The sequence below is a fragment of the Streptomyces coacervatus genome, assembly GCF_029223485.1.
GTDB classification, from domain to species: domain Bacteria; phylum Actinomycetota; class Actinomycetes; order Streptomycetales; family Streptomycetaceae; genus Streptomyces; species Streptomyces coacervatus.
This window is the reverse complement of record NZ_JARHTP010000025.1, coordinates 81,456-101,706: the sequence shown is the minus strand read 5'-3', so window position 1 is coordinate 101,706 and position 20,251 is coordinate 81,456. Positions and strand designations below refer to the sequence as shown.

The following is a 20,251-nucleotide window of genomic DNA, read 5'->3' as shown; positions in this document are numbered from 1 at the left end:
TGCGGGTTCGTTGTGGTTGCTCGCGCAGTTCCCCGCGCCCCTGAAAGCCAACCCCTAGCTCCTCAGCTCCGGGGGTGAGATCTGGGACTTCTTGATCGCCGAGCCCGTCGTTCCCCACTTCTTCAGGATCTTCTCGTATGTGCCGTCTGCTATCAGCTTGTTCACCGCCGACTGGAAGGCGGGGGCCAGGGGGGTGCCCTTCTTGAAGGCGAAGCCTACGTCCAGGCGGTGGTATTCGTTGAGGAACTTCACGCCCTGCTGGTGGGCCACGGCGTAACGCAGGCCGTTGATCGTGGACATCACCACGTCGCTGCGGCCCTGCTGGAGGGAGGACCAGATGGCGCCGGTCTCGCTGTAGGTCTGCACCTCGTACGGTTTCTTGCCGGCGGTCGTGCAGACCTTCTTGTTCTCCTCCAGCGTGGCTTCGAAGGTCGTGCCCGCGCCCGTTGCCACGTTCAGGCCGCACAGCTGCTTGAGGTCCGTGACCTTGGACAGCTTGCTGTCCTTGCGGGTGGCGAAACCCTGGCCGTCGTTGATGTAGGTGACGAAGTCGATGGTCTTGCGGCGTTCGTCCGTGACGCCGAAGTTGCTTGCGCCGAAGTCGTACTTGCCGCTGTCGAGGGCCGGCAGGATCGCCTCGAAGCCGGCCTGTTCGGACTTGAGCCCGAGGCCGAGCACCTTCGCGACCGCTTCGGCGAAGTCGACGTCCTGGCCGGTCAGGGTTTTGCCGTCGTCCAGGTAGGTGGTGCCGGGCGGGGTGCCGCCCACGCTGTAGGCGACGGTGAGGCTTGTTGTGCCGGGCGGGAGGAGTTTTGCGGACGCCGCGTCCTTGGGGATGCCGGAGACCACGTCCGTCGTGGGGATTTTGTCGGCCTTTGCCGAGGTGCCCGCAGTACCGGTCGAGTCGTCCGAACCCGAGCCGCATGCGGTGAGCAGCAGAGTGGCCGAGGTAATCAGGGTGAAAGACGCAAAAAGCCGTCTATGGGTACGCGTGAACGTGCGCATCGTGTGCGGTCTCCTGGAAGCAGAAAGCAGCGAAAAGGAGCGAAAGAACGCGAGGGGAGGGGTGCGCGTGTGAAGGCGAAAAGGGAGAACGCGAAGAGCGCCCGGTCAGGGCGCGCAGTGAGGTCGGCTCAACAGGAACAGGACCACACTCGACCGAAGTCGATGTGGGAGCGCGTGACCAGGCACTGCTGTGGATGCATGGGCCAAGTGGAACAGGCATCCGGTTCTGCGTCAACTGACTTGAGACGTGCGGCTCACATCCCGGACAGCCTTGACAGTGAGGGGAAACGGCCCCGTACAGTCGATGGACGGCCCTGCTGAGGGGCTCGGCCGTATCGCACCGTGCACCGCGCTGTGCGTCCGTGTGAAGGCACCCACCCGTGTTCGACGTTCTACCAACGTCACGGAGCCTTCCCATGTCTTCCGACACCCTCGCCAAAATTCCCGCCGCACCGGAGATGCCGGAGCGCGCCGACTCGCTACGGATCGTTCCGCAGCGCCGGTTCGGGCAGTGGGGCGCCGCTGTCGTCGTCCTGGTGCTTCTCGGGCTCGTCGTCAACTCCGTACTGCGCAACAGGGCGTTCCAGTGGGACGTCGTCGCCGACTACTTCACCTCGGACTCCGTGCTGCGCGGCCTGTGGCTCACGCTGTGGCTGACCGCCGTCGTGATGGTGCTCGGGTTTGCGCTGGGCACGCTGCTTGCCGCGTTCCGGCTGTCCGCCAACCCCGTGCTGAGGGCGGTGAGTTGGGGGTATGTCTGGCTCTTCCGGTCGATTCCGATCCTGGTGCAGCTGTTGTTGTGGTTCAACATCGGAGCCCTGTACCCGGAGCTGTTCGGGGTGCGGACCGTCAATCTGCTCGGGCCGGTCGAGGTCGCCATCGTCGGGCTGACGCTGCACGAAGCCGCGTATGCCGCCGAGGTCGTGCGCGGCGGCATCCTGTCCGTCGACCGGGGGCAGATCGAGGCCGCCCAGGCGCTCGGACTGAGCCGGTGGCGGCGCCGGCGGCGGATCGTGCTGCCGCAGGCGATGCGCTCCATCGTGCCGCCCGCCGGGAACATGCTGATCGGCACCCTCAAGGGCACCTCCATCGTCAGCGTCATCGCGGTCAACGACCTGCTCTTCTCGGCGCAGCTGATCTATCACCGCACTTACCAGGTCATTCCGCTGCTGATGGTGGCCACCCTCTGGTACACCGTCGTCACCTCGGTGCTCGGCATCGGCCAGTACTACGTGGAGAAGCACTACGCCCGCGGTTCGGAGCGCGCGCGATGAGGCCTTCCCTGGTGATCGTCGGGGCCGGTCCGCGGGGGACCGGTCTCATCGAGCGGATCGCCGCCAACGCGCCCGACCTGTACGCCGGTTCGGGCCTCGACATCCATCTCGTCGACCCCCATCAGCCGGGCGCCGGTCGGATCTGGCGTGCCGCCCAGTCGCCGCTGCTGTGGATGAACTCCCACGCCGAGGACGTCACGATGTTCACCGACGAGACGGTGGCCATGGAGGGCCCGGTGCGGGAGGGGCCCACGCTGCACGAGTGGGCCGGCATCGACGGCCGTACCTTTGCGGACCGGCAACTCCAGGGGGCCTATCTCCGCTGGGTGCATGAACAGGCTGTCGCCGCCCTGCCCCCGGACGTCACCGTCCACCATCATCCGCGGCGGGCCGTGCGGGTCAGCGGCTCGCGCGAGGGCCGTCAGCAGGTGTGGCTGGAGGGCCGGCCGCGCCCGCTCCTCGCCGATCTCGTCGTGCTCGCGCTCGGCCATCTCGACGCCGAACTCGACGACCATCAGGAGGAGTTGGCCGCGTATGCGAAGACGCACGGCCTGGTGCACCTGCCGCCCGACTTCACCGCCGACAGTGATCTGTCCGCGCTGAGGGCCGGCGAACCCGTCCTCGTGCGCGGGTTCGGGCTCGCCTTCGTCGATCTGATGGTGCTGCTGACCGAGGGGCGGGGCGGGCGGTACGAGGGTGACACCTATGTGCCGTCGGGGCAGGAGCCGGTGCTGTACGTCGGTTCGCGGCGCGGAGTGCCGTACCACTCGAAGATCGGCTACGACTGGAGTGGTGAACGGCCGCCGCTGCCGAGGTTCTTCGGGCCGCCCGAGGTGGACGCGCTGCTCGCCCGGCCCGAGGGGTTCGACTTCCGGCGGGATGTGTGGCCGCTGGTGGAGAAGGAGCTGGGGTTTGCCCACTACCACCGGCTGTTCACCGTGCATCCGGAGCGGACGGGCGTCGACTGGAGCACCTTCGAGGAGAAGTACGCGGCCGCGTCCGACGCGGCCGAGCGGGAGGCGCTCGTGGCGTCCGCCGTGCCCGACCCCGCCGACCGGCTCGACCTGGACGCGCTGGACCGCCCGCTTGACGGGGTGCGGTACGGCTCGTTCGAGGAGTTCCAGGAGGGGCTGCACGGTTATGTCGAGCAGGACCTGAGCAGGAGTCATGATCCTGACTACAGCCCGGACTTGGCGGTGTTCCTCGGGCTGCTCTCCGTCTACGGCCAGCTGGTCCGGCTCGGTGGCATCGGTCCCTGGTGGCACGGTTTCTTCAGCTATCTGGCGTCCGGGCCGCCCGGGCCGCGGCTGCGGCAGATGCTGGCGCTGTCCCGTGCCGGTGTCCTGAAGTTCCTCGGCGCCGACATGACCGTCGGCGCCGAGGGCGGGGTGTTCCGGGCGTCGAGCGCCACCGTGCCGGACTCCTTCGTCGAGGCACGGGCACTGGTCGAGGCGCGGCTGCCCGAGCCCACCGTCGGACGGGCCCGCGACACCCTGCTGCGCGAACTGCACGCAGACGGCGCCGCCGAGACCCCCGACGGGCTGCTCCGGGTGGACCCCGCCGACGGGCGGCTCCTCGACCGGGCCGGGCGGCCGCATCCCCGGCGGTTCGCGCTCGGGCCCTACACCGACGGCCGCACACCCGGTGCCTTCACCCGGCCGCGCACCGGCGGACCCGCGTTCCGGCAGAACGACGCGACGGCACGGGCCGCACTGGTCTTTCTGCGCGCCGTCGTCTCCGATGCGGCCTCATGAACCCCTTGAGAGCCTCATGAACCCCTCAAGCCGCATGAATCCCCTCCACGAAACCCCTCGACTTCAAGGAACCCCGCGATGAGCGTCATGGTCGACATCAGATCCGTCCACAAGAGCTTCGGCTCGCTGGAGGTCCTCAAGGGCATCGATCTGGAGGTGCGTACCGGTCAGGTCACCGTCGTCCTCGGCCCGTCCGGCTCCGGCAAGTCGACGCTGCTGCGCACCATCAACCACCTGGAGAAGGTGGACCATGGCGCGATCAGCGTGGACGGCACGCTGATCGGCTACCGGCGCTCCGGCGACAAGCTGCACGAACTGCCCGAGCGGGAGGTGCTCAAGCAGCGGACGCGGATCGGGTTCGTCTTCCAGAACTTCAATCTCTTCCCGCACCTCACCGTGCTGGACAACGTCATCGAAGCACCGGTCTCGGCGTTGCGACGGCCGCGAAAGGAGGCCGTCGAGACCGCGCGCCGGCTGCTCGACCGGGTCGGTCTCGCCGACAAGACCGACGCCTACCCCCGGCAGCTGTCCGGCGGACAACAGCAGCGCGTCGCCATCGCACGGGCACTCGCCCTGGAGCCCAAGCTGCTGCTGTTCGACGAACCGACCTCCGCGCTCGACCCCGAGCTGGTCGGTGAAGTCCTCGACGTCCTAAGGGACTTGGCCCATCAGGGCACCACGATGATCGTGGTCACGCATGAGATCGGCTTCGCTCGCGAGGTCGCCGACACCGTTGTCTTCATGGACGGCGGGCGGATCGTCGAGCAGGGCACACCGGCGGACGTACTGGACAACCCGCAACACGACCGCACGCGGGCGTTTCTCTCAAAGGTGCTGTGATGTTGCATCTCTCTGCTGCTGTCGACCAATCCTCCGCCTACGACGCCGGCTCCTACGTCGACCTCGCGCGGCTCGCCGAGCGCGGCGGCCTGGACTTCGTCACGCTGGACGACACCTTCGCCCGGCCCGGCCCCGACGCGCTCGCCGTGCTGTCCCGCGTCGCGCCCGCCACCGACCGCATCGGCCTGGTCCCCACCGTCACCACCACACACACCGAGCCCTTCCACGTCCAGGCCGCCGTCGCCACCCTCGACTGGGTCAGCCGCGGCCGGGCCGGCTGGCGGATCGACGTGTCCACCACCGAGGGCGAGGCCCGTCTCTTCGGCCGCCGGTATGCCGCACCCGCCGACGAGCTGTGGCACGAGGCCGGTGAAGTCGCCGACGTGGCCGCCAGGCTGTGGGACAGCTGGGAGGACGACGCCGAGATACGGGACCGGGCGACCGGCCGCTTCGTCGACCGGGACAAGCTGCACCACGTCGACTTCACCGGCGCCGGCTTCTCGGTGAAGGGTCCCTCGATCGTGCCGCGCCCCCCACAGGGCCGTCCCGTCCGCGTGGTCGACGCCACCGAGGGACACGCCCGGCGCACCGCCGCCCGGTACGCCGACGTGGCCCTCGTACGGGCCGCCAGCCCCGCGCAGGCCGCCGCCGTACGGGACCAACTCCGTCGGACCGCCGCGGAGTTCGGGCGCAACCCCGACACCCTGCGCGTCCTCGCGAGTCTCCTCGTCGACCTCGGCGACGGCGAGCACGCGGCCGAGCCGGGCCATGGCGGGGGCGGCCCCCGGCAGACCGTGCAGGGCCCGCTGTACCGGGGCGGCCCGGTGGACCTCGCCGAACTGATCGCCATCTGGCACGCGGACGGCATCGTCGACGGATTCCACCTCACGCCCACCGAGCCGCGCCGTGACCTGGAGCGACTCGTCAACGGCACGGTGGCCCTGCTCCAGCACCGCGGCCTGTTCCGCACCTTCTACCCCGGCAGCACCCTCAGGGAGCACCTGGGGCTCGCCAGGCCCGCCAACCAGTACGCCGTGACAGGGGGAGCGTCATGACGGTACGGCCTCGTACGTCGCTCAAAAAGATCCATCTCGCCGCGCACTTCCCCGGCGTCAACAACACCACCGTATGGGCCGATCCGCGCTCGAAGTCGCAGATCGACTTCTCGTCCTTCGAGCATCTGGCCCGCACCGCCGAACGTGGCCTGTTCGACTTCTTCTTCCTCGCGGAGGGGCTGCGGCTGCGTGAACACAAGGGCCGTATCCACGACTTGGACGTGGTGGGGCGGCCCGAGTCGCTCACCGTGCTCAACGCGCTCGCCGCCGTGACGGAACACCTCGGGCTCGCGGCCACGGTCAGCGCGACCTTCAACGAGCCGTACGAGCTCGCCCGCAGGCTGGCCACGTTGGACCACCTCAGCGGCGGCCGGGCGGCCTGGAACGTGGTGACCTCCTCGGACGCCTTCACCGGGGAGAACTTCCGGCGCGGCGGCTTCCTCGACCGGGCCGACCGGTACACGCGGGCCGCCGAATTCGTCGCCACGGCAAGGCAGTTGTGGGACTCGTGGACCCCGGACGGCGTCCCCCGGCCCTTTGCGCATCGCGGGGAACACTTCGACATCGCGGGCGAGTTCACGCTGCCGCGCTCGCCGCAGGGGCACCCGGTCGTCATTCAGGCAGGTGACTCGGACGAGGGTCGGGAGTTCGCCGCGGCCACGGCCGACGTCGTCTTCACGCGGCACGGCTCGCTGGCGGCGGGGCGCTCCTTCTACGCCGATGTGAAGCGGAGGCTGGCCAAGTACGGCCGTAATCCTGGGGACTTGAAGATCATGCCCGGCGTCACGGTCGTCCTCGGGGACACCGCCGCCGAGGCACAGGACAGGGCCGCCGAGATCCGGCGGCAGCAGGTCTCCCCGCAGAACGCGATCCTCGCCCTGGAGCAGATCTGGGGCGTCGACCTGTCGTCGTACGACCCCGACGGGCCGCTCCCCGAGATCGACCCGGTGGCGGACTCGGGGATCACCCAGGGGCGCACCCGGCGCGGCGACACCGTCGCGATCGCCGAGAAGTGGCGGGCGCTGTCGAAGGAGAAGGGGCTGTCCATCCGGCAGACCGTGATCGAGGCGGGCGCCCGGCAGTCCTTCATCGGCACTCCCGAGGCCGTCGCCGCCGAGCTCGACGAGTTCGTGCAGAAGGACGCCGCCGACGGTTTCATCGTCCAGCCGGTGATCACCCCGAGCGGGCTCGACGAGTTCGTGGACCGGGTGGTGCCGCTGCTCCAGGAGCGGGGTGTGTTCCGCACGGAATACCAGGGCGCCACTCTGCGCTCACATCTCGGGTTGCCCGACCCGGTATGGAGGGGCTGACATGACTTCGGATGCGTGCGATGAGTGGAAGAAGTGGCAGGAGCGCCGCGTCGAGACGGTGTCGGCGCCCTACGGGCCGCTTGCGCTGACCGGTACGCACTGGTTCGAGGACCATCCGGACGGGCGACTTCCGGACATTCCCGGGATCTGGGCGGCCGACGGCGAGGGTGTGGTGCTGACCGCCGTGGCCGCCGATGGTCTGACCGTGGACGGGCAGCCCCTCGACGGCGCGGTTCGGCTCACGGCCGACTCCGCAGCGGTGGACGCGGCCCGGGTCGCCCACGGCGAGCGGCGGCTGGTCGTGCTCGTCCGCGAAGGGGTCTGGGGTGTGCGGGACTTCGATCCGGCGTCGCAGGCGCGGCGCGCCTTCCGCGGGATCGAGGCCACGCCCTACGATCCGCGCTGGTCGGTGCCGGGGCGCTTCACACCGTACGGCGAGGACCGCACCGTACGCGTGAAGAACGCGGACGGACGCGGACGCGGGCTGGGACTCGCCGGCGAACTGGCCTTCACTCTCGACGGACAGGACCTCACCCTCCAGGTCGCGATCCAAGGCGATGTGCTGTGGGCCGTCTTCGCCGATACGACCAGCGGGGACGGAAGTTTCTGCTTCCGGTTTCTCTACCCGCAGGCCCCCGATGCCGAGGGCCGTACGACGGTCGACCTCAACCGCGCCGTGCTGCCGCCGTGCGCCTTCGCGGACCACTTCATCTGCCCTTTTCCGCCGCCGGGGAACACGCTGGACGTCGCTGTCGAGGCGGGTGAGCGCAACCTGGTCTGAACCAGGGCACGGGTGGCCAAAAAGCATAGTTGATCCAAAGGTTGACGGCCGAAAGGCCCCCTTGCGTCTACCGGTCGTTCGGCCGAATACTCCCGGCAAGCGCTTGTCAGGGGCACGGCGTGTCCGGAATCCGGATGATCAGAGCCCTGGCTGCGCCTCACGGGCCCCGACCCCACGCGGGCCCACTGACTTCCCCTTGGGAGGAACGAACGTGAGGATCAAGCGCACCACCCCCCGCAGCGGTATTGCGAGACGGACCCGGCTGATCGCCGTCACCACCGGTCTCGTGGCCGCCGCCGCGATCGCGGTCCCCAGCGCGAACGCGTCCACCGCCACACCCTTCAGCACGGCCCAGCTGAAGAGCGCCAATGCCTCGGTGCTCAAGGCGAACGTCCCGGGCACCGCCTGGGCCGTCGACAGCAAGACCAACCGCGTTGTCGTCACCGTCGACAGCACGGTCTCCAAGGCCGAGATCGCGAAGATCGAGCGCCAGGCCGGCGCCAACTCCGGCGCCCTCGCCATCAAGCGCACGTCCGGCCAGTTCAAGCCGCTGATCAGCGGCGGCGACGCCATCTACGGCGGCCAGTACCGCTGCTCCCTCGGCTTCAACGTGCACAGCGGGAGCACCTACTACTTCCTGACCGCCGGCCACTGCGGCCAGGTCGCCTCCACCTGGTACTCCAACTCCGGCCACACCACGACGCTGGGCACCAACGTCGGCTACACCTTCCCGGGCAGTGACTACGCGTTGGTGCGCTACACCAACTCGTCCATCTCGCACCCGAGCACGGTCGGCAACCAGACGATCTCCAGCGCGGCCACCCCGAGCGTCGGTACGACGGTGTACCGCCGCGGCTCCACCACCGGCACACACAGCGGCCGGGTCACCGCACTGAACGCCACCGTCAACTACGGCAGCGGCGACGTCGTCTACGGCCTGATCCAGACCACGGTCTGCGCCGAGGGCGGCGACAGCGGCGGTCCGCTCTACGGCGGCAGCGTGGCCTACGGTCTGACCTCCGGCGGCAGCGGCGACTGCACCTCCGGCGGTACGACCTTCTTCCAGCCGGTCACCGCGGCTCTGAGCCACTACGGCGTGAGCATCGGCTGACGCTCGACGCTTCCTGAGAGTGGCCCCCGCACACAACTGGTGTGCGGGGGCTCCCTCTTGTCCGGGTGACGGAGTTACCTTCGGAGTACAGACAGAGACAGGTAGGGCTCAGTCTCCTGGGGGCCGGCATGGTCGAGGCGCTGGTGGCGGCGGGAGTGACGCTTGCGTCCGCCGGTGTGGTTTATGCGATGGCGGCGGCACGGGTCGTCAAACAGTACGAACGCGGCGTGGTGTTCCGGCTCGGCAGGCTCCGCGACGAGGTGCGCGGGCCGGGGTTCACGATGATCGTGCCGTTCGTGGACCGGCTCCAGAAGGTCAATATGCAGGTCGTGACGATGCCCGTGCCCGCGCAGGAGGGCATCACCCGGGACAACGTCACGGTGCGGGTGGACGCCGTCGTCTACTTCAAGGTGACCGGGGCCGCCGAAGCGATCGTCCGGGTCGAGGACTACCGGTTCGCGGTCTCGCAGATGGCACAGACCTCGCTCAGGTCCATCATCGGCAAGAGCGAGCTGGACGATCTGCTCTCCAACCGCGAAAAGCTCAACCAGGGGCTGGAGTTGATGATCGACAGCCCGGCCGTGGAGTGGGGCGTCACGATCGACCGCGTCGAGATCAAGGACGTGTCCCTGCCCGAGACCATGAAGCGCTCCATGGCCCGGCAGGCCGAGGCCGACCGCGAGCGGCGGGCGCGGGTCATCAACGCCGACGCCGAACTGCAGGCGTCGAAGAAGCTCGCCGAGGCCGCCAAGCAGATGTCCGAGCAGCCCGCCGCGCTGCAGCTGCGGCTGCTGCAGACGGTGGTGGCGGTCGCCGCCGAGAAGAACTCCACGCTCGTCCTGCCGTTCCCGGTGGAGTTGCTGCGGTTCCTGGAGAGGGCACAGCAGTCGCCCGGGGCGCCCCAGCCTCAGCAGATCGCGCAGCAGCCGGTGCAGCAGCAACCGGTGCAGGAGCAACCGGTGCAGGAGCAACTGCCGCCTCCGGTGCCCCGCTTGGATCCGGGTCCCGAGGGGTCGAATTTCGGACAGGGCTAGACCTTACGCGGTGCATACGGACCGCTTGCTCGCAGTGTTTGCAGAGCGAAGACGTGGGGTGACCGTGGACTGTCAAAAATGAGGGGGCGTGCAAAACCTGTTCTACGCGCGTCCTGAAGACGCCCTTGTGTGCTCCCTGTCGGCCTCGGGATAGTAGGCGCTGTTCAACGCCTTCAGGTTCGCGAGGTCCCCACAACCTCCCGGACCGACCCCCCACAGGAGGACGTGAGTTGAAGCACCGACGCATACCCAAGCGGCGTGCAGCCGTGGTAGGTGCGGGCATAGCCGCACTGGTCGCCGCGGGAGTCACATTCCAGACTGCGAACGCCAGCGAGGCCCCGAAGACCTCCGCGCCCCAGACCCTGTCGGCCGCGGCGGCCGGAAAGCTCGCCTCGGCCCTCGGCAAGAACCTCGGCACCGACGCGGCCGGAACGTATTACGACGCGAAGGCCAAGAGCCTCGTCGTGAACGTCCTCGACGAGACCGCCGCCAAGGCTGTCGAGGCGGCCGGCGCCAAAGCCAGAGTCGTAGAGAACTCCCTCGCCGAACTCAACAGCGCCCGTACGACGCTGACGAAGGACGCCACCATCCCGGGCACGTCCTGGGCGACGGACCCCGTCAGCAACAAGGTCGTCGTCACCGCCGACAAGACCGTCTCGAAGGCCGAGCTGGCCAAGCTGAGCAAGGTCGTCGACGGGCTCGGGGCCAAGGCCGAACTCAAGCGCTCGAAGGGGGAGTTCAAGCCCTTCATCGCGGGCGGCGACGCCATCTCCGGCTCGGGCGGCCGCTGCTCGCTCGGCTTCAACGTGACCAAGGGCGGCGAGGCGTACTTCCTCACCGCCGGCCACTGCACCGACGCCATCTCCACCTGGTCGGACTCCAGCGGCAACGAGATCGGCACCAACGCCGACTCCCAGTTCCCGGGCAACGACTTCGGCCTGGTCAAGTACACCGCCGACGTGGACCACCCGAGCGAGGTCGACCTCTACGACGGCTCCTCGCAGTCCATCACCCACGCCGCCGAGGCCACGGTCGGCGAGAAGGTGACCCGCAGCGGCTCCACCACCCAGGTGCACGACGGCACGGTCACCGGTCTGAACGCCACCGTGAACTACTCGGAGGGCACGGTCAGCGGTCTCATTCAGACCGACGTCTGCGCCGAGCCCGGCGACAGCGGCGGCTCGCTCTTCGACGGCGACGCGGCGATCGGCCTCACCTCCGGCGGCAGCGGCGACTGCACCTCCGGCGGCGAGACCTTCTTCCAGCCGGTCACCGAGGCGCTGTCGGCCGAGGGCGCCGAGATCGGCTGACCGTCACACCGGCTCCGCAGAAGTTGCTCGAAGTTGTGTGAAGTTGAGTGAAGGTCCCGCCCCGCGCGCGAGGGGCGGGACTTTCGCGTACCGGAGTGCTACTGCACCTGAGTCGGCAGGGGCTCGCCCGCGCGCCTCTCGCGCAGTACCGCCGCCGCCAGCGTGACCGCGATGCCCGCCGCCGCCCAGGCCGACAGCACCAGCAGGGCGTCGGTCGTGTCGTTGCCGTCGAAGTAGGCGATCGAGCGCGCCACCCAGGTCCCCGCCCCCGGCGGCAGCGCCGGCCCGATCGCCTTCCAGAACGGCGGCAGCATCGGCAGCGGGAAGGCGCCGCCCGCGCTCGGGTTGCCCGCGATCACCACGAGCAGGATCGCCAGACCGATGCCGACGATCCCGAAGATCCCCTGGAGTCCGAGCGTCGCCGCCCCGACCGCAAAGGTGACCAGCGCGCCCAGCCCCCACAAGGCCATCACGCTGCCCGGCAGAGCGCCCAGGATCGGGCCCACGATCACCGCCCCGCCGAGCCCGCCGACGATCGAGACCAGCGCCATCACGACCAGCCGGATCACCGCGCGGCGCGGGTTGGCGGGCCGGGCGCCCGTGCTGATCGCCAGGATCGAGGCGCACAGATAGCCGCCGACGCACCAGCCCACGACCAGATAGAAGGACGTCAGCCCGTCGAAGTCCTGGGGCGAGGCCGGAGCCACGTCCACCGTCCGGACGGTCCGCTGCTGGGAGGCCTCCAGGACGGTGAGGTACTGCGCCAGGGTGTTCGCGAGAACGGTGCCGCCGCCGCTGGCGACCAGGAGCGTGTCGGTGGTGCGGGCCGGGTTGACGATCAGTGCGCCGTCGATGTCCCGGTTCAGGATCTGCGCGCGCGCCGTCGCCTCGTCCGCCACCACACGCGGGTCGAAGGGCGAGCCGGGCAGCTTGTCCAGCCGGGCCACCGCCTGTTCGGCCGCGGCCTTGGGCGCGACGACTCCGAAGGGCACGTCCTTGGGCTTCGGATCGTGCAGCGCGCCCACGTAGGAGGCGATGAACAGCAGCTGGAGGGCGATCACGCCGACGACCAGCAGGGTGGCGCGCGGGGTGACCGCGTCCTTCACCTCGGCGAGAAAGGTCCTCTGCGTCATGTCCTCACGGTCCGGGGCGGCGGACGTTTCCGCAGGTGGGGGAGGGCCGAACGGTTGTCGCACACTCATTCGATTTTTGGTCTATGGTGGGGGTGGGGCAGTCGGGAACTGATGTTCGATTGCGGACGACGGCGGACAAGAGCGGGAGGTGCGGATGCCTGGCTTCACCCATCTGCACACCGTCTCCGGGTTCTCCCTGCGCTACGGCGCCTCGCACCCGGAGCGGCTGGCCGAGCGCGCCTCCGAGCGGGGCATGGACGCCCTCGCCCTCACCGACCGCGACACCCTCGCCGGCGCGGTCCGCTTCGCCAAGGCCTGCGCCAAGGCGGGCATCCGCCCGCTGTTCGGTACGGAACTGGCGGTGGAGCAGCCCGCCCGGCTGCGGGAGGACGATCCCGTACGACGGGAAAGGCGCCGCACCCCCGTACGCGGCGGTGCCTTCATCGACGAGTCGACACCCCGCGTCACCTTCCTCGCCCGGGACGGCGCCCGCGGCTGGGCCGACCTGTGCCGCCTGGTCACCGCGGCGCACTCCGCCGAGGGCCCGCCCCTGCTGCCCTGGACCGACACCCCCCACTCCCGGACGCACCCGAGCGGGGGGACCCCCGCCGCCGACGGCCTGACCGTCCTGCTCGGCCCCGCCTCCGACGTCGGCCGCGCCCTCGCCGCCGGCCGCCCCGACCGCGCGGCCAAGCTGCTCGCCCCCTGGCGGGAGATCTACGGCGACGCCCTGCGCCTCGAAGCGGTCTGGCACGGCCGCAAGGGCACCGGCCCCGGCTCCCTGCGCCTGGCCGCCCGCACCGTCGGCTTCGCCGCCGAGCAGCACATCCGCCCGGTGCTCAGCAACGCCGTCCGCTACGCCGACCCCGGCCTCGGCCCGGTCGCCGACGTCCTGGACGCCGCCCGCCGGCTGGTCCCCGTCGACCCGACGAAGGAACTGGACTCCGGCGAGGCCTGGCTCAAGGGCGCGGGCGACATGCTGCACGCCGCCGAGCGGATCGTCGAGGCCGCGGGCTACCGGCGCGACACCGCCCACCGGCTGCTGGAGCAGACGCAGGCGACAGCCGCCGAGTGCCTGGTCGACCCCGAGGACGACCTCGGCATGGGCGCCGTCCACTTCCCCGAGCCGCACCTCGTCGGCGCCGGCCGCCGCACCGCCCAGCGGGCGCTGGCCTCACGGGCGGCGGCCGGGATGATGCTGCACGGCTACTCCGGCAGGCGCGCCTACTGGGAGCGGATGCACCGGGAGCTGGACATCATCGCCCACCACGGCTTCGCCTCCTACTTCCTGACGGTCGCTCAAGTCGTGGACGACGTAAGGGACATGGGCATCCGGGTCGCGGCCCGCGGCTCCGGCGCGGGCTCCCTGGTCAACCACCTCCTCGGCATCGCGAACGCCGACCCGGTCGAGCACGGACTGCTGATGGAGCGCTTCCTGTCCAAGGAGCGGGTCGTGCTCCCCGACATCGACATCGACGTGGAGTCCGCACGCAGGCTGGAGGTCTACCGCGCGATCATCGACCGGTTCGGCACGGAGCGGGTCGCGACGGTCGCGATGCCGGAGACGTACCGCGTCCGCCACGCGATCCGCGATGTCGGCGCGGCTCTGTCCATGGACCCGGCCGACATCGACCGCATCGCCAAGTCATTCCCGCACATCCGCGCCCGCGACGCCCGCGCGGCACTGGAGGAACTGCCCGAACTGCGCGCACTGGCGGGGGAGCTTCAGCGGGAAGGGGCGCGGTACGGACGGCTCTGGGAGCTGGTCGAGGCTCTCGACGCCCTCCCGCGCGGAGTCGCCATGCACCCCTGCGGGGTCCTGCTCTCCGACGCCTCCCTCCTCTCCCGTACGCCGGTCATGCCGACCAGCGGCGAGGGCTTCCCCATGTCGCAGTTCGACAAGGACGACGTCGAGGACCTCGGGCTGCTCAAACTCGATGTGCTGGGTGTGCGGATGCAGTCGGCGATGGCGCACGCGGTCGCCGAGGTGGAGCGGGCCACGGGGGAGCGGATCGACCTGGACGCGGTCGAGGGCGGCGACCCGGCGACATATCAACTCATCCGTTCCACCGAGACGTTGGGCTGCTTCCAGATCGAGTCGCCGGGCCAGCGGGACCTGGTGGGGCGGCTGCAGCCGGCCACCTTCCACGACCTCGTCGTCGACATCTCCCTCTTCCGTCCCGGTCCGGTCGCCGCCGACATGGTGCGGCCGTTCATCGAGGCGCGGCACGGGCGGGCGCCGGTCCGCTACCCCCACCCGGACCTGGAGGAACCGCTGAAGGGGACGTACGGGGTCGTCGTCTTCCACGAGCAGATCATCGACATCGTCGCCATCATGACCCGCTGCGGGCGCGGCGAGGCGGACCGGGTGCGGCGCGGGCTGTCGGACCCGGAGTCGCAGGGGCGGATCAAGGTGTGGTTCGCCCAGCACGCGGCGGCCAACGGCTACGACGCGGAAACGATTCGGCGGACCTGGGAGATCGTCGAGGCCTTCGGCAGTTACGGCTTCTGCAAGGCGCACGCGGTCGCCTTCGCCGTACCGACGTACCAGTCGGCATGGCTGAAGGCGCATCATCCGGCCGCCTTCTATGCGGGGCTGCTCACGCACGACCCCGGGATGTATCCGAAGCGGCTGCTGCTGGCGGATGCGCGGCGGCGCGGGGTGCCGGTGCTGCCGTTGGATGTGAACCGGTCGGCGGTCGCACATCGTATCGAACTGGTGTCCGAATCGGGGGGATCCGGATCAGGATCGGAGGTCTGGGGGCTGCGACTGGCCCTCTCCGATGTGTACGGCATCAGCGAGGCCGAGGCGGCGCGGATCGCGGAGGGGCAGCCGTATGCCTCGCTGCTGGACTTCTGGGAGCGGGCGCGACCGAGCCGTCCGCTCGCCCAACGGCTCGCCCAGGTGGGTGCGTTGGATGAATTCGGGGCCAACCGCCGTGATCTGCAACTGCACTTGACCGAGCTGCATCGGGGTGCCCGGGGTGCGGGCGGCGGCCAACTCCCCCTGGCCGGTGGGCGGAAGACCGCCTCCGCCGGGCTGCCGGACCTGTCCTCCGCCGAGAAACTCAGTGCCGAGCTGGGCGTGCTGTCCATGGACGCCTCGCGCAACCTGATGGACGACCACCGAGCCTTCCTCGACGAACTGGGCGTGGTCTCCGCGCGCCGGCTGCGAGAGACGAGACACGGCGAGACGGTCCTGGTCGCGGGCGCCAAGGCGGCGACGCAGACCCCGCCGATCCGCTCCGGCAAGCGCGTCATCTTCTCCACCCTGGACGACGGTACGGGCCTGGTCGACCTCGCCTTCTTCGACGACTCCCACGACGCCTGCGCCCACACCGTCTTCCACTCCTGGCTGCTGCTGGTGCGCGGAGTGGTGCAGCGGCGCGGCCCGCGCAGCCTCAGCGTGGTGGGCGCCGCCGCCTGGAACCTCGCCGAACTGGTCGAACTGCGCGCCGAGGGCGGCCTCGACGAGGTGGCGAAGCGGCTGGCGGAGCCGCTGCCGGAGGGGCATGGCTCGGACCCGGCCCAGGGCCGACGCATCCACATGCCCACCGGATACGAAATGAACCCGTGGGCCGATCTGCGACCGGCGGGTCAAGAGCCCTCACAGGTACGGAAGTTGTGGCACCAGAGCCCGGGGAGTGCGGGATGACCATTGTGTGCGTACGTTTCCAGCTGCCTCCGGCGTACGAGGCCGCCCTGCCGGGGCTGCTCGGGCTGCTGGAGGAGTTCACCCCGGTCGTGGAGGCGCTGCCGCCGGATGCGGCGCTGGCCGATCTGCGGGGCGCCGAGCGGTACTTCGGGCGCAGCGCCGTCGAACTGGCGTCGGTGATCCGCGTCCGCGCTCTCGCCCTGTACGGCGTCGACTGCGTGATCGGCGCCGGGCCGGGCCCGATGCTGGCCCGCGTGGCGCTGGATGCGGCCAGGCCCGGGCTGACCTGCGAGGTCCCCGGTGATCCGGACGGCATCGCACAGTTCCTCGCGGACCGCCCGGTCACCGCGCTCCCCGGCGTCGGCACGGCGACGGCCCGCACCCTGTGCGAGTACGGCCTCGACACCCTGGGCCGGGTCGCCGCCGCACCGCTCTCCACACTCCAGCGCCTGATCGGCGCGAAGACGGCCCGCGAACTGCACGAGAAGGCGAACGGCATCGACCGCGGCCGGGTCGTCCCGAACGCCGTCTCCCTCCCCCACTCTCGGCTTCGCTCGAGCGGGGGGACCCCCATCCTGGCCGCCGAACGCCCCTTCAGCCGCGACGAGTTGTCCCCGGACCGGCACCGCCGCGCGCTGCTCCGTGCCGCCGAGGAACTGGGCGCCCGGCTGCGCGCCCTGGACAAGGTCTGCGGCACGCTCACCCTCACCGCGCGCTACGCCGACCGCACCGCGACGACCCGCACCCGCACCCTCAAGGAACCCACCGCCCACTCGGCCGCCCTGACCAGAACCGCGTACGACATGTACGACTCCCTCGGCCTCCAACGCGCCCGCGTCCGCGCCCTCACCCTCCGCGCCGAATCCCTCGGCCCCGCCGAACAGGCCTCCTACCAGCTCACCTTCGACCCGGTGGACGAGAAGGTCCGCCGCATCGAGGAGGCCGCGGACCGGGTCCGGGCGAAGTTCGGCCCGGGGGCGGTGCGGCCGGGGGCGCTGGCGGCGTAACTCCTCCTGTCGGAGGGTCAGTTGGCCCATGGGGGAGTGATCCGGGTGCCGTCGGCGAGTACCGCCTCCAGGCCGATGGATGTGGTGACCCAGGAGATCGCCGTCTGATCGGTGGGGTTCTCGACACCGAGGGTCGCACCCGGATTGACGATGACCGTGTCGCCCGCGGTGATGCGGTCGGTGTGTCCGTCCAGGGTGATGAGCAGTTCGCCGATGAGGAGATGGAAGATCTCCTCGCGGTTGACGGTGTGGACCGGCGCCTTGGTCCCGGCGGGGATCTCGCCGCGCCAGGCGCACAGTTCCTGACTGCCGTACCGCTCCGCTCGGGCAGTGCGGGATCACATGCCCTGTGCGCCGGCAGGCGGTGTGGGCAGCTGTCCTGGGGCGGAGTGCCGAGCGTCGGGAAGGGGAGAGTGTGCCTCTCCGGGCACCGGGCAGCGCCGTGGTCGTCGGACACCACGTGCTGCGCCGTTGCCGCGGGGTGAGGGGGACCGGCGCCGGTCCCCCTCACCCCAGGGCTCACTCCATACGGGTCCAGCGGCGCAGCGCAGTGGCAGCCAGTCAGCTCGTCGACGAGATCGTGCGAAAGGGGTATGCCGAACGCCGGTCGCATCCCGCCGATGCGCGCGCCAAGTTGATCGTGCTGACCGAGCAGGGGTGGGCCTGTACGCGGGCCGCGGAGGAGGCTGCCGCGGAGGTGGTGCAAGGGTGGAGTGAAGCGCTCGGAGAGGCTGAAGTGCGGGCGTTGTGGGGGCAGTTGTGGCGCATCGCGCCCCATGGGCCCATCAGGCCCGCCTGGTGACGGTTCGGTGTCGGCTACTGCCGAGTCAGTTATCACTGGAAGTTTTTACTGACGCGTAACTTCACACTTGAGCTACTCGCCCGTAACTTGACGAGTGAACAGCATCCTTCGTGATCCGGATCACAGGGCGTAAGGCCATCGCAACTCCCTTGAGCCGCAAGGAGATCACACGATGCTGCCCTGGAAACGAGTCCTCAGACCCCTGACCGCGCTGCTGCTGACCGCCGCGATCGCCACCGTCCCCGCCACCGCCGCCCACGCCGCCGACACGGCCGCGACCTCGTCGAGCGGCTGGAACGACTACTCCTGCAAACCGTCCGCCACCCATCCCCGGCCCGTCGTCCTGGTCCACGGCACCCTCGCCAACTCCGTCGACAACTGGCTGGCCCTCGCCCCATATCTGGAGGACCGCGGCTACTGCGTCTTCTCCCTCGACTACGGCCAGTTGTCGGGCGTCCCCGTCTTCTACGGCCTCGGTCCCATCGACAAGTCGGCAGAGCAACTCTCCGCCTACGTCGACAAGGTGCTCTCCGCGACCGGCGCCGCCAAGGTCGACCTCGTCGGCCACTCGCAGGGCGGCATGATGCCCCGCTACTACCTCAAGTTCCTCGGCGGAGCCGCCAAGGTGAACGCCCTTGTCGGCATCGCGCCCGACAACCACGGCACCGACCTGGACGGATTCACCAAGCTGCTGCCGTACTTCCCCGGTGCCGCGGACCTGATCTCCGCGTCGACCCCCGGACTCGCCGACCAGATCGTCGGATCCGCCTTCCTCACCAAGCTCAACGCGGGCGGAGACACCGTCCCGGGCGTCCACTACACGGTCATCGCCACCAAGTACGACGAGGTGGTCACGCCGTACAGCAGTCAGTTCCTGAGCGGTTCCGACGTGCACAACGTGCTGCTGCAGAACCTGTGCGCGGTCGACCTCTCCGAGCACGCCCTGATCGGGCTGACCGACCGGGTCGCCTTCCACGAGGTGGCCAACGCCCTGGACCCGGCGCACGCCACCGCCACCACCTGTCTGTCCGCACTGGGCTGACGCACATCCCGGGGCCTGTCCGGCCTGAGCCGCCGGACAGGCCCCGCGTTTCCCGGGCCGGCGTCAGCGGCCGTGGCGTCCGCCGTCGCCGCTCGCGCGGCGGCGGACCGAGGCGAACAGCGCCGCCGCACCGAGGGCCAGGGCCGCCGCACCGCCGATGGCGATGTACGGGGTGCTGCCGTCGGCGCCGGTCTCGGCGAGGTTCTCCGAAGTCCCGGCCGCCTTGGGCTCGTTGGCCGTGGCGGCAGCGGTGGTCGTCGGGTCCGTCGACGTGCTCGCGTCGGCGTCACCGTGACCGTGGTGCTCGACCGTCGACTTGGCGGCACCGGCTTCGATCTGCTCGTCGGAGGGGGCGGAGGCGGTCGGGGACGAGCTGCTCGGCGTACCACTGCCGCCCGTCCCGCCGCTGTTGCCGCCGAAGCTGACGTCCGAGCAGGAGTAGAACGCCTCCGGGCTGTCCGAGCGCTGCCAGATCGCGTACAGGAGCTGCTTGCCGGAGCGGGCGGGGAGGCTGCCGGAGAAGGTGTAGAAGCCGCCGGACGCGACCGGGTCGGTGGCCGTCGCCACCGGGTGGTCCAGATCCAGGTCGGCCCAGGCCAGCGGCCTGCTCGGGTCGTAGCCCGCCTTGGTGACGTACACCTTGAAGGTGCCCTTGTGCGGTGCGGTCACGCGGTACTTGAAGGTGTACGAGCCGCTGTGCACGCTCGTCGCCGGCCAGTCGGCGCGCGGCAGATCGAGTCCCTTGAACTCCTCGTTGTCCGCGCTGCACAGCTTGCCGTCCGGGATCAGCGTCTGGTGCTGCCCGTTCGCGTCGCCGATACGGATGCCGTTCCAGTCGTAGAGCGCCTGGGTGCCGCCGGCCGTGACCGCCGCCCTGCACGCGTCCGACTTCGGGCTCTCCGGGTTCTCCGCGTAGCACTGCGCAACCCGACTGACCGGGTCGCCCATCGTGCCGTGCGCGGACGCCGGGGCGGCGGCGAGGGCGGTCAGGGCGAGCGGGGCGGTGCCGAGGGCGACGACGACGGCGGCCTTGCGGCGTGCGGGCATGGGGGAACTCCTCGGAACGGTCACTGGGATCGCGGCTGGAAACCCGTGGGGGCGATCAGCAAGCTAGCCCCAAGAAACCGTGGAATCGCCT

Annotated in this window: 15 protein-coding genes and 2 pseudogenes; 13 read left to right on the top strand and 4 right to left on the bottom strand. The window is 70.2% G+C overall.

Annotated elements, in window-relative coordinates:
* Positions 1–54: 54 nt before the first annotated feature.
* Positions 55–1,005: an ABC transporter substrate-binding protein gene (locus tag P2Q00_RS43570; protein WP_275780320.1), complete on the bottom strand. Its 951-nt coding sequence runs from the start codon at positions 1,003–1,005 to the stop codon at positions 55–57.
* Between the two features lie 416 nt (positions 1,006–1,421).
* On the opposite strand from P2Q00_RS43570, the gene P2Q00_RS43565 reads away from it, so the two are divergent.
* The 9 genes from P2Q00_RS43565 (at position 1,422) to P2Q00_RS43525 (ending at position 11,474) form a co-directional block, all read left to right on the top strand.
* The gene (locus tag P2Q00_RS43565; RefSeq protein ID WP_275780319.1) at positions 1,422–2,279 is read left to right on the top strand and encodes an amino acid ABC transporter permease; all 858 of its coding nucleotides are present in this window, start codon (positions 1,422–1,424) and stop codon (positions 2,277–2,279) included.
* The gene (locus P2Q00_RS43560; RefSeq protein ID WP_275780318.1) at positions 2,276–4,033 is read left to right on the top strand and encodes an FAD/NAD(P)-binding protein; all 1,758 of its coding nucleotides are present in this window, start codon (positions 2,276–2,278) and stop codon (positions 4,031–4,033) included. Before P2Q00_RS43565 ends, P2Q00_RS43560 begins: the two co-directional genes overlap by 4 nt.
* Positions 4,034–4,111: 78 nt before the next feature.
* Positions 4,112–4,873: an amino acid ABC transporter ATP-binding protein gene (locus P2Q00_RS43555; protein ID WP_275780317.1), complete on the top strand. Its 762-nt coding sequence runs from the start codon at positions 4,112–4,114 to the stop codon at positions 4,871–4,873.
* Positions 4,873–5,928: an LLM class flavin-dependent oxidoreductase gene (locus P2Q00_RS43550; protein WP_275780316.1), complete on the top strand. Its 1,056-nt coding sequence runs from the start codon at positions 4,873–4,875 to the stop codon at positions 5,926–5,928. Before P2Q00_RS43555 ends, P2Q00_RS43550 begins: the two co-directional genes overlap by 1 nt.
* On the top strand, positions 5,925–7,238 hold the full coding sequence (locus tag P2Q00_RS43545) for an NtaA/DmoA family FMN-dependent monooxygenase (RefSeq protein ID WP_275780315.1): 1,314 nt from the start codon (positions 5,925–5,927) through the stop codon (positions 7,236–7,238). Before P2Q00_RS43550 ends, P2Q00_RS43545 begins: the two co-directional genes overlap by 4 nt.
* Position 7,239: 1 nt before the next feature.
* Positions 7,240–8,019 (top strand): DUF1684 domain-containing protein, encoded by a 780-nt coding sequence (locus P2Q00_RS43540; RefSeq protein ID WP_275780314.1) that lies wholly within the window; start codon positions 7,240–7,242, stop codon positions 8,017–8,019.
* Between the two features lie 211 nt (positions 8,020–8,230).
* Positions 8,231–9,130 (top strand): S1 family peptidase, encoded by a 900-nt coding sequence (locus P2Q00_RS43535; RefSeq protein WP_275780313.1) that lies wholly within the window; start codon positions 8,231–8,233, stop codon positions 9,128–9,130.
* A 128-nt stretch (positions 9,131–9,258) separates the two neighbouring features.
* Entirely contained in the window at positions 9,259–10,164 is a 906-nt protein-coding gene (locus P2Q00_RS43530) for a slipin family protein (RefSeq protein ID WP_275780312.1), read from the top strand.
* Positions 10,165–10,394: 230 nt separating this feature from the next.
* Positions 10,395–11,474 (top strand): S1 family peptidase, encoded by a 1,080-nt coding sequence (locus tag P2Q00_RS43525; protein ID WP_275780311.1) that lies wholly within the window; start codon positions 10,395–10,397, stop codon positions 11,472–11,474.
* A 98-nt stretch (positions 11,475–11,572) separates the two neighbouring features.
* On the opposite strand, the gene P2Q00_RS43520 is transcribed toward P2Q00_RS43525, so the two are convergent.
* A complete protein-coding gene (locus P2Q00_RS43520; RefSeq protein ID WP_275780310.1) occupies positions 11,573–12,607 on the bottom strand; it encodes a DUF3533 domain-containing protein in 1,035 nt (344 codons plus the stop codon).
* Positions 12,608–12,761: 154 nt separating this feature from the next.
* Here P2Q00_RS43520 and P2Q00_RS43515 point away from each other — a divergent pair, with 154 nt between their 5' ends.
* Positions 12,762–16,262, top strand: coding sequence for a DNA polymerase III subunit alpha (locus P2Q00_RS43515; protein WP_275780309.1), 3,501 nt, complete (start codon positions 12,762–12,764; stop codon positions 16,260–16,262).
* Positions 16,259–17,269: a DNA polymerase Y family protein gene (locus P2Q00_RS43510; RefSeq protein WP_275780308.1), complete on the top strand. Its 1,011-nt coding sequence runs from the start codon at positions 16,259–16,261 to the stop codon at positions 17,267–17,269. The genes P2Q00_RS43515 and P2Q00_RS43510 overlap by 4 nt, the downstream gene beginning before the upstream one ends.
* A gap of 17 nt (positions 17,270–17,286) precedes the next feature.
* Here P2Q00_RS43510 and P2Q00_RS43505 read toward each other — a convergent pair.
* Positions 17,287–17,580: pseudogene (locus tag P2Q00_RS43505) on the bottom strand (cupin domain-containing protein); the annotation flags it as partial.
* 242 nt (positions 17,581–17,822) lie between these two features.
* On the opposite strand from P2Q00_RS43505, the pseudogene P2Q00_RS43500 reads away from it, so the two are divergent.
* Positions 17,823–18,071 (top strand): annotated as a pseudogene (locus tag P2Q00_RS43500) (MarR family winged helix-turn-helix transcriptional regulator); the annotation flags it as partial.
* Between the two features lie 172 nt (positions 18,072–18,243).
* Positions 18,244–19,113 carry an esterase/lipase family protein gene (locus tag P2Q00_RS43495; RefSeq protein WP_275780307.1) on the top strand — a complete coding sequence of 290 codons (870 nt, stop codon included), beginning with the start codon at positions 18,244–18,246 and terminating at the stop codon, positions 19,111–19,113.
* 63 nt (positions 19,114–19,176) lie between these two features.
* On the opposite strand, the gene P2Q00_RS43490 is transcribed toward P2Q00_RS43495, so the two are convergent.
* Entirely contained in the window at positions 19,177–20,160 is a 984-nt protein-coding gene (locus P2Q00_RS43490; RefSeq protein ID WP_275780306.1) for a lytic polysaccharide monooxygenase auxiliary activity family 9 protein, read from the bottom strand.
* Positions 20,161–20,251 lie beyond the last annotated feature (91 nt).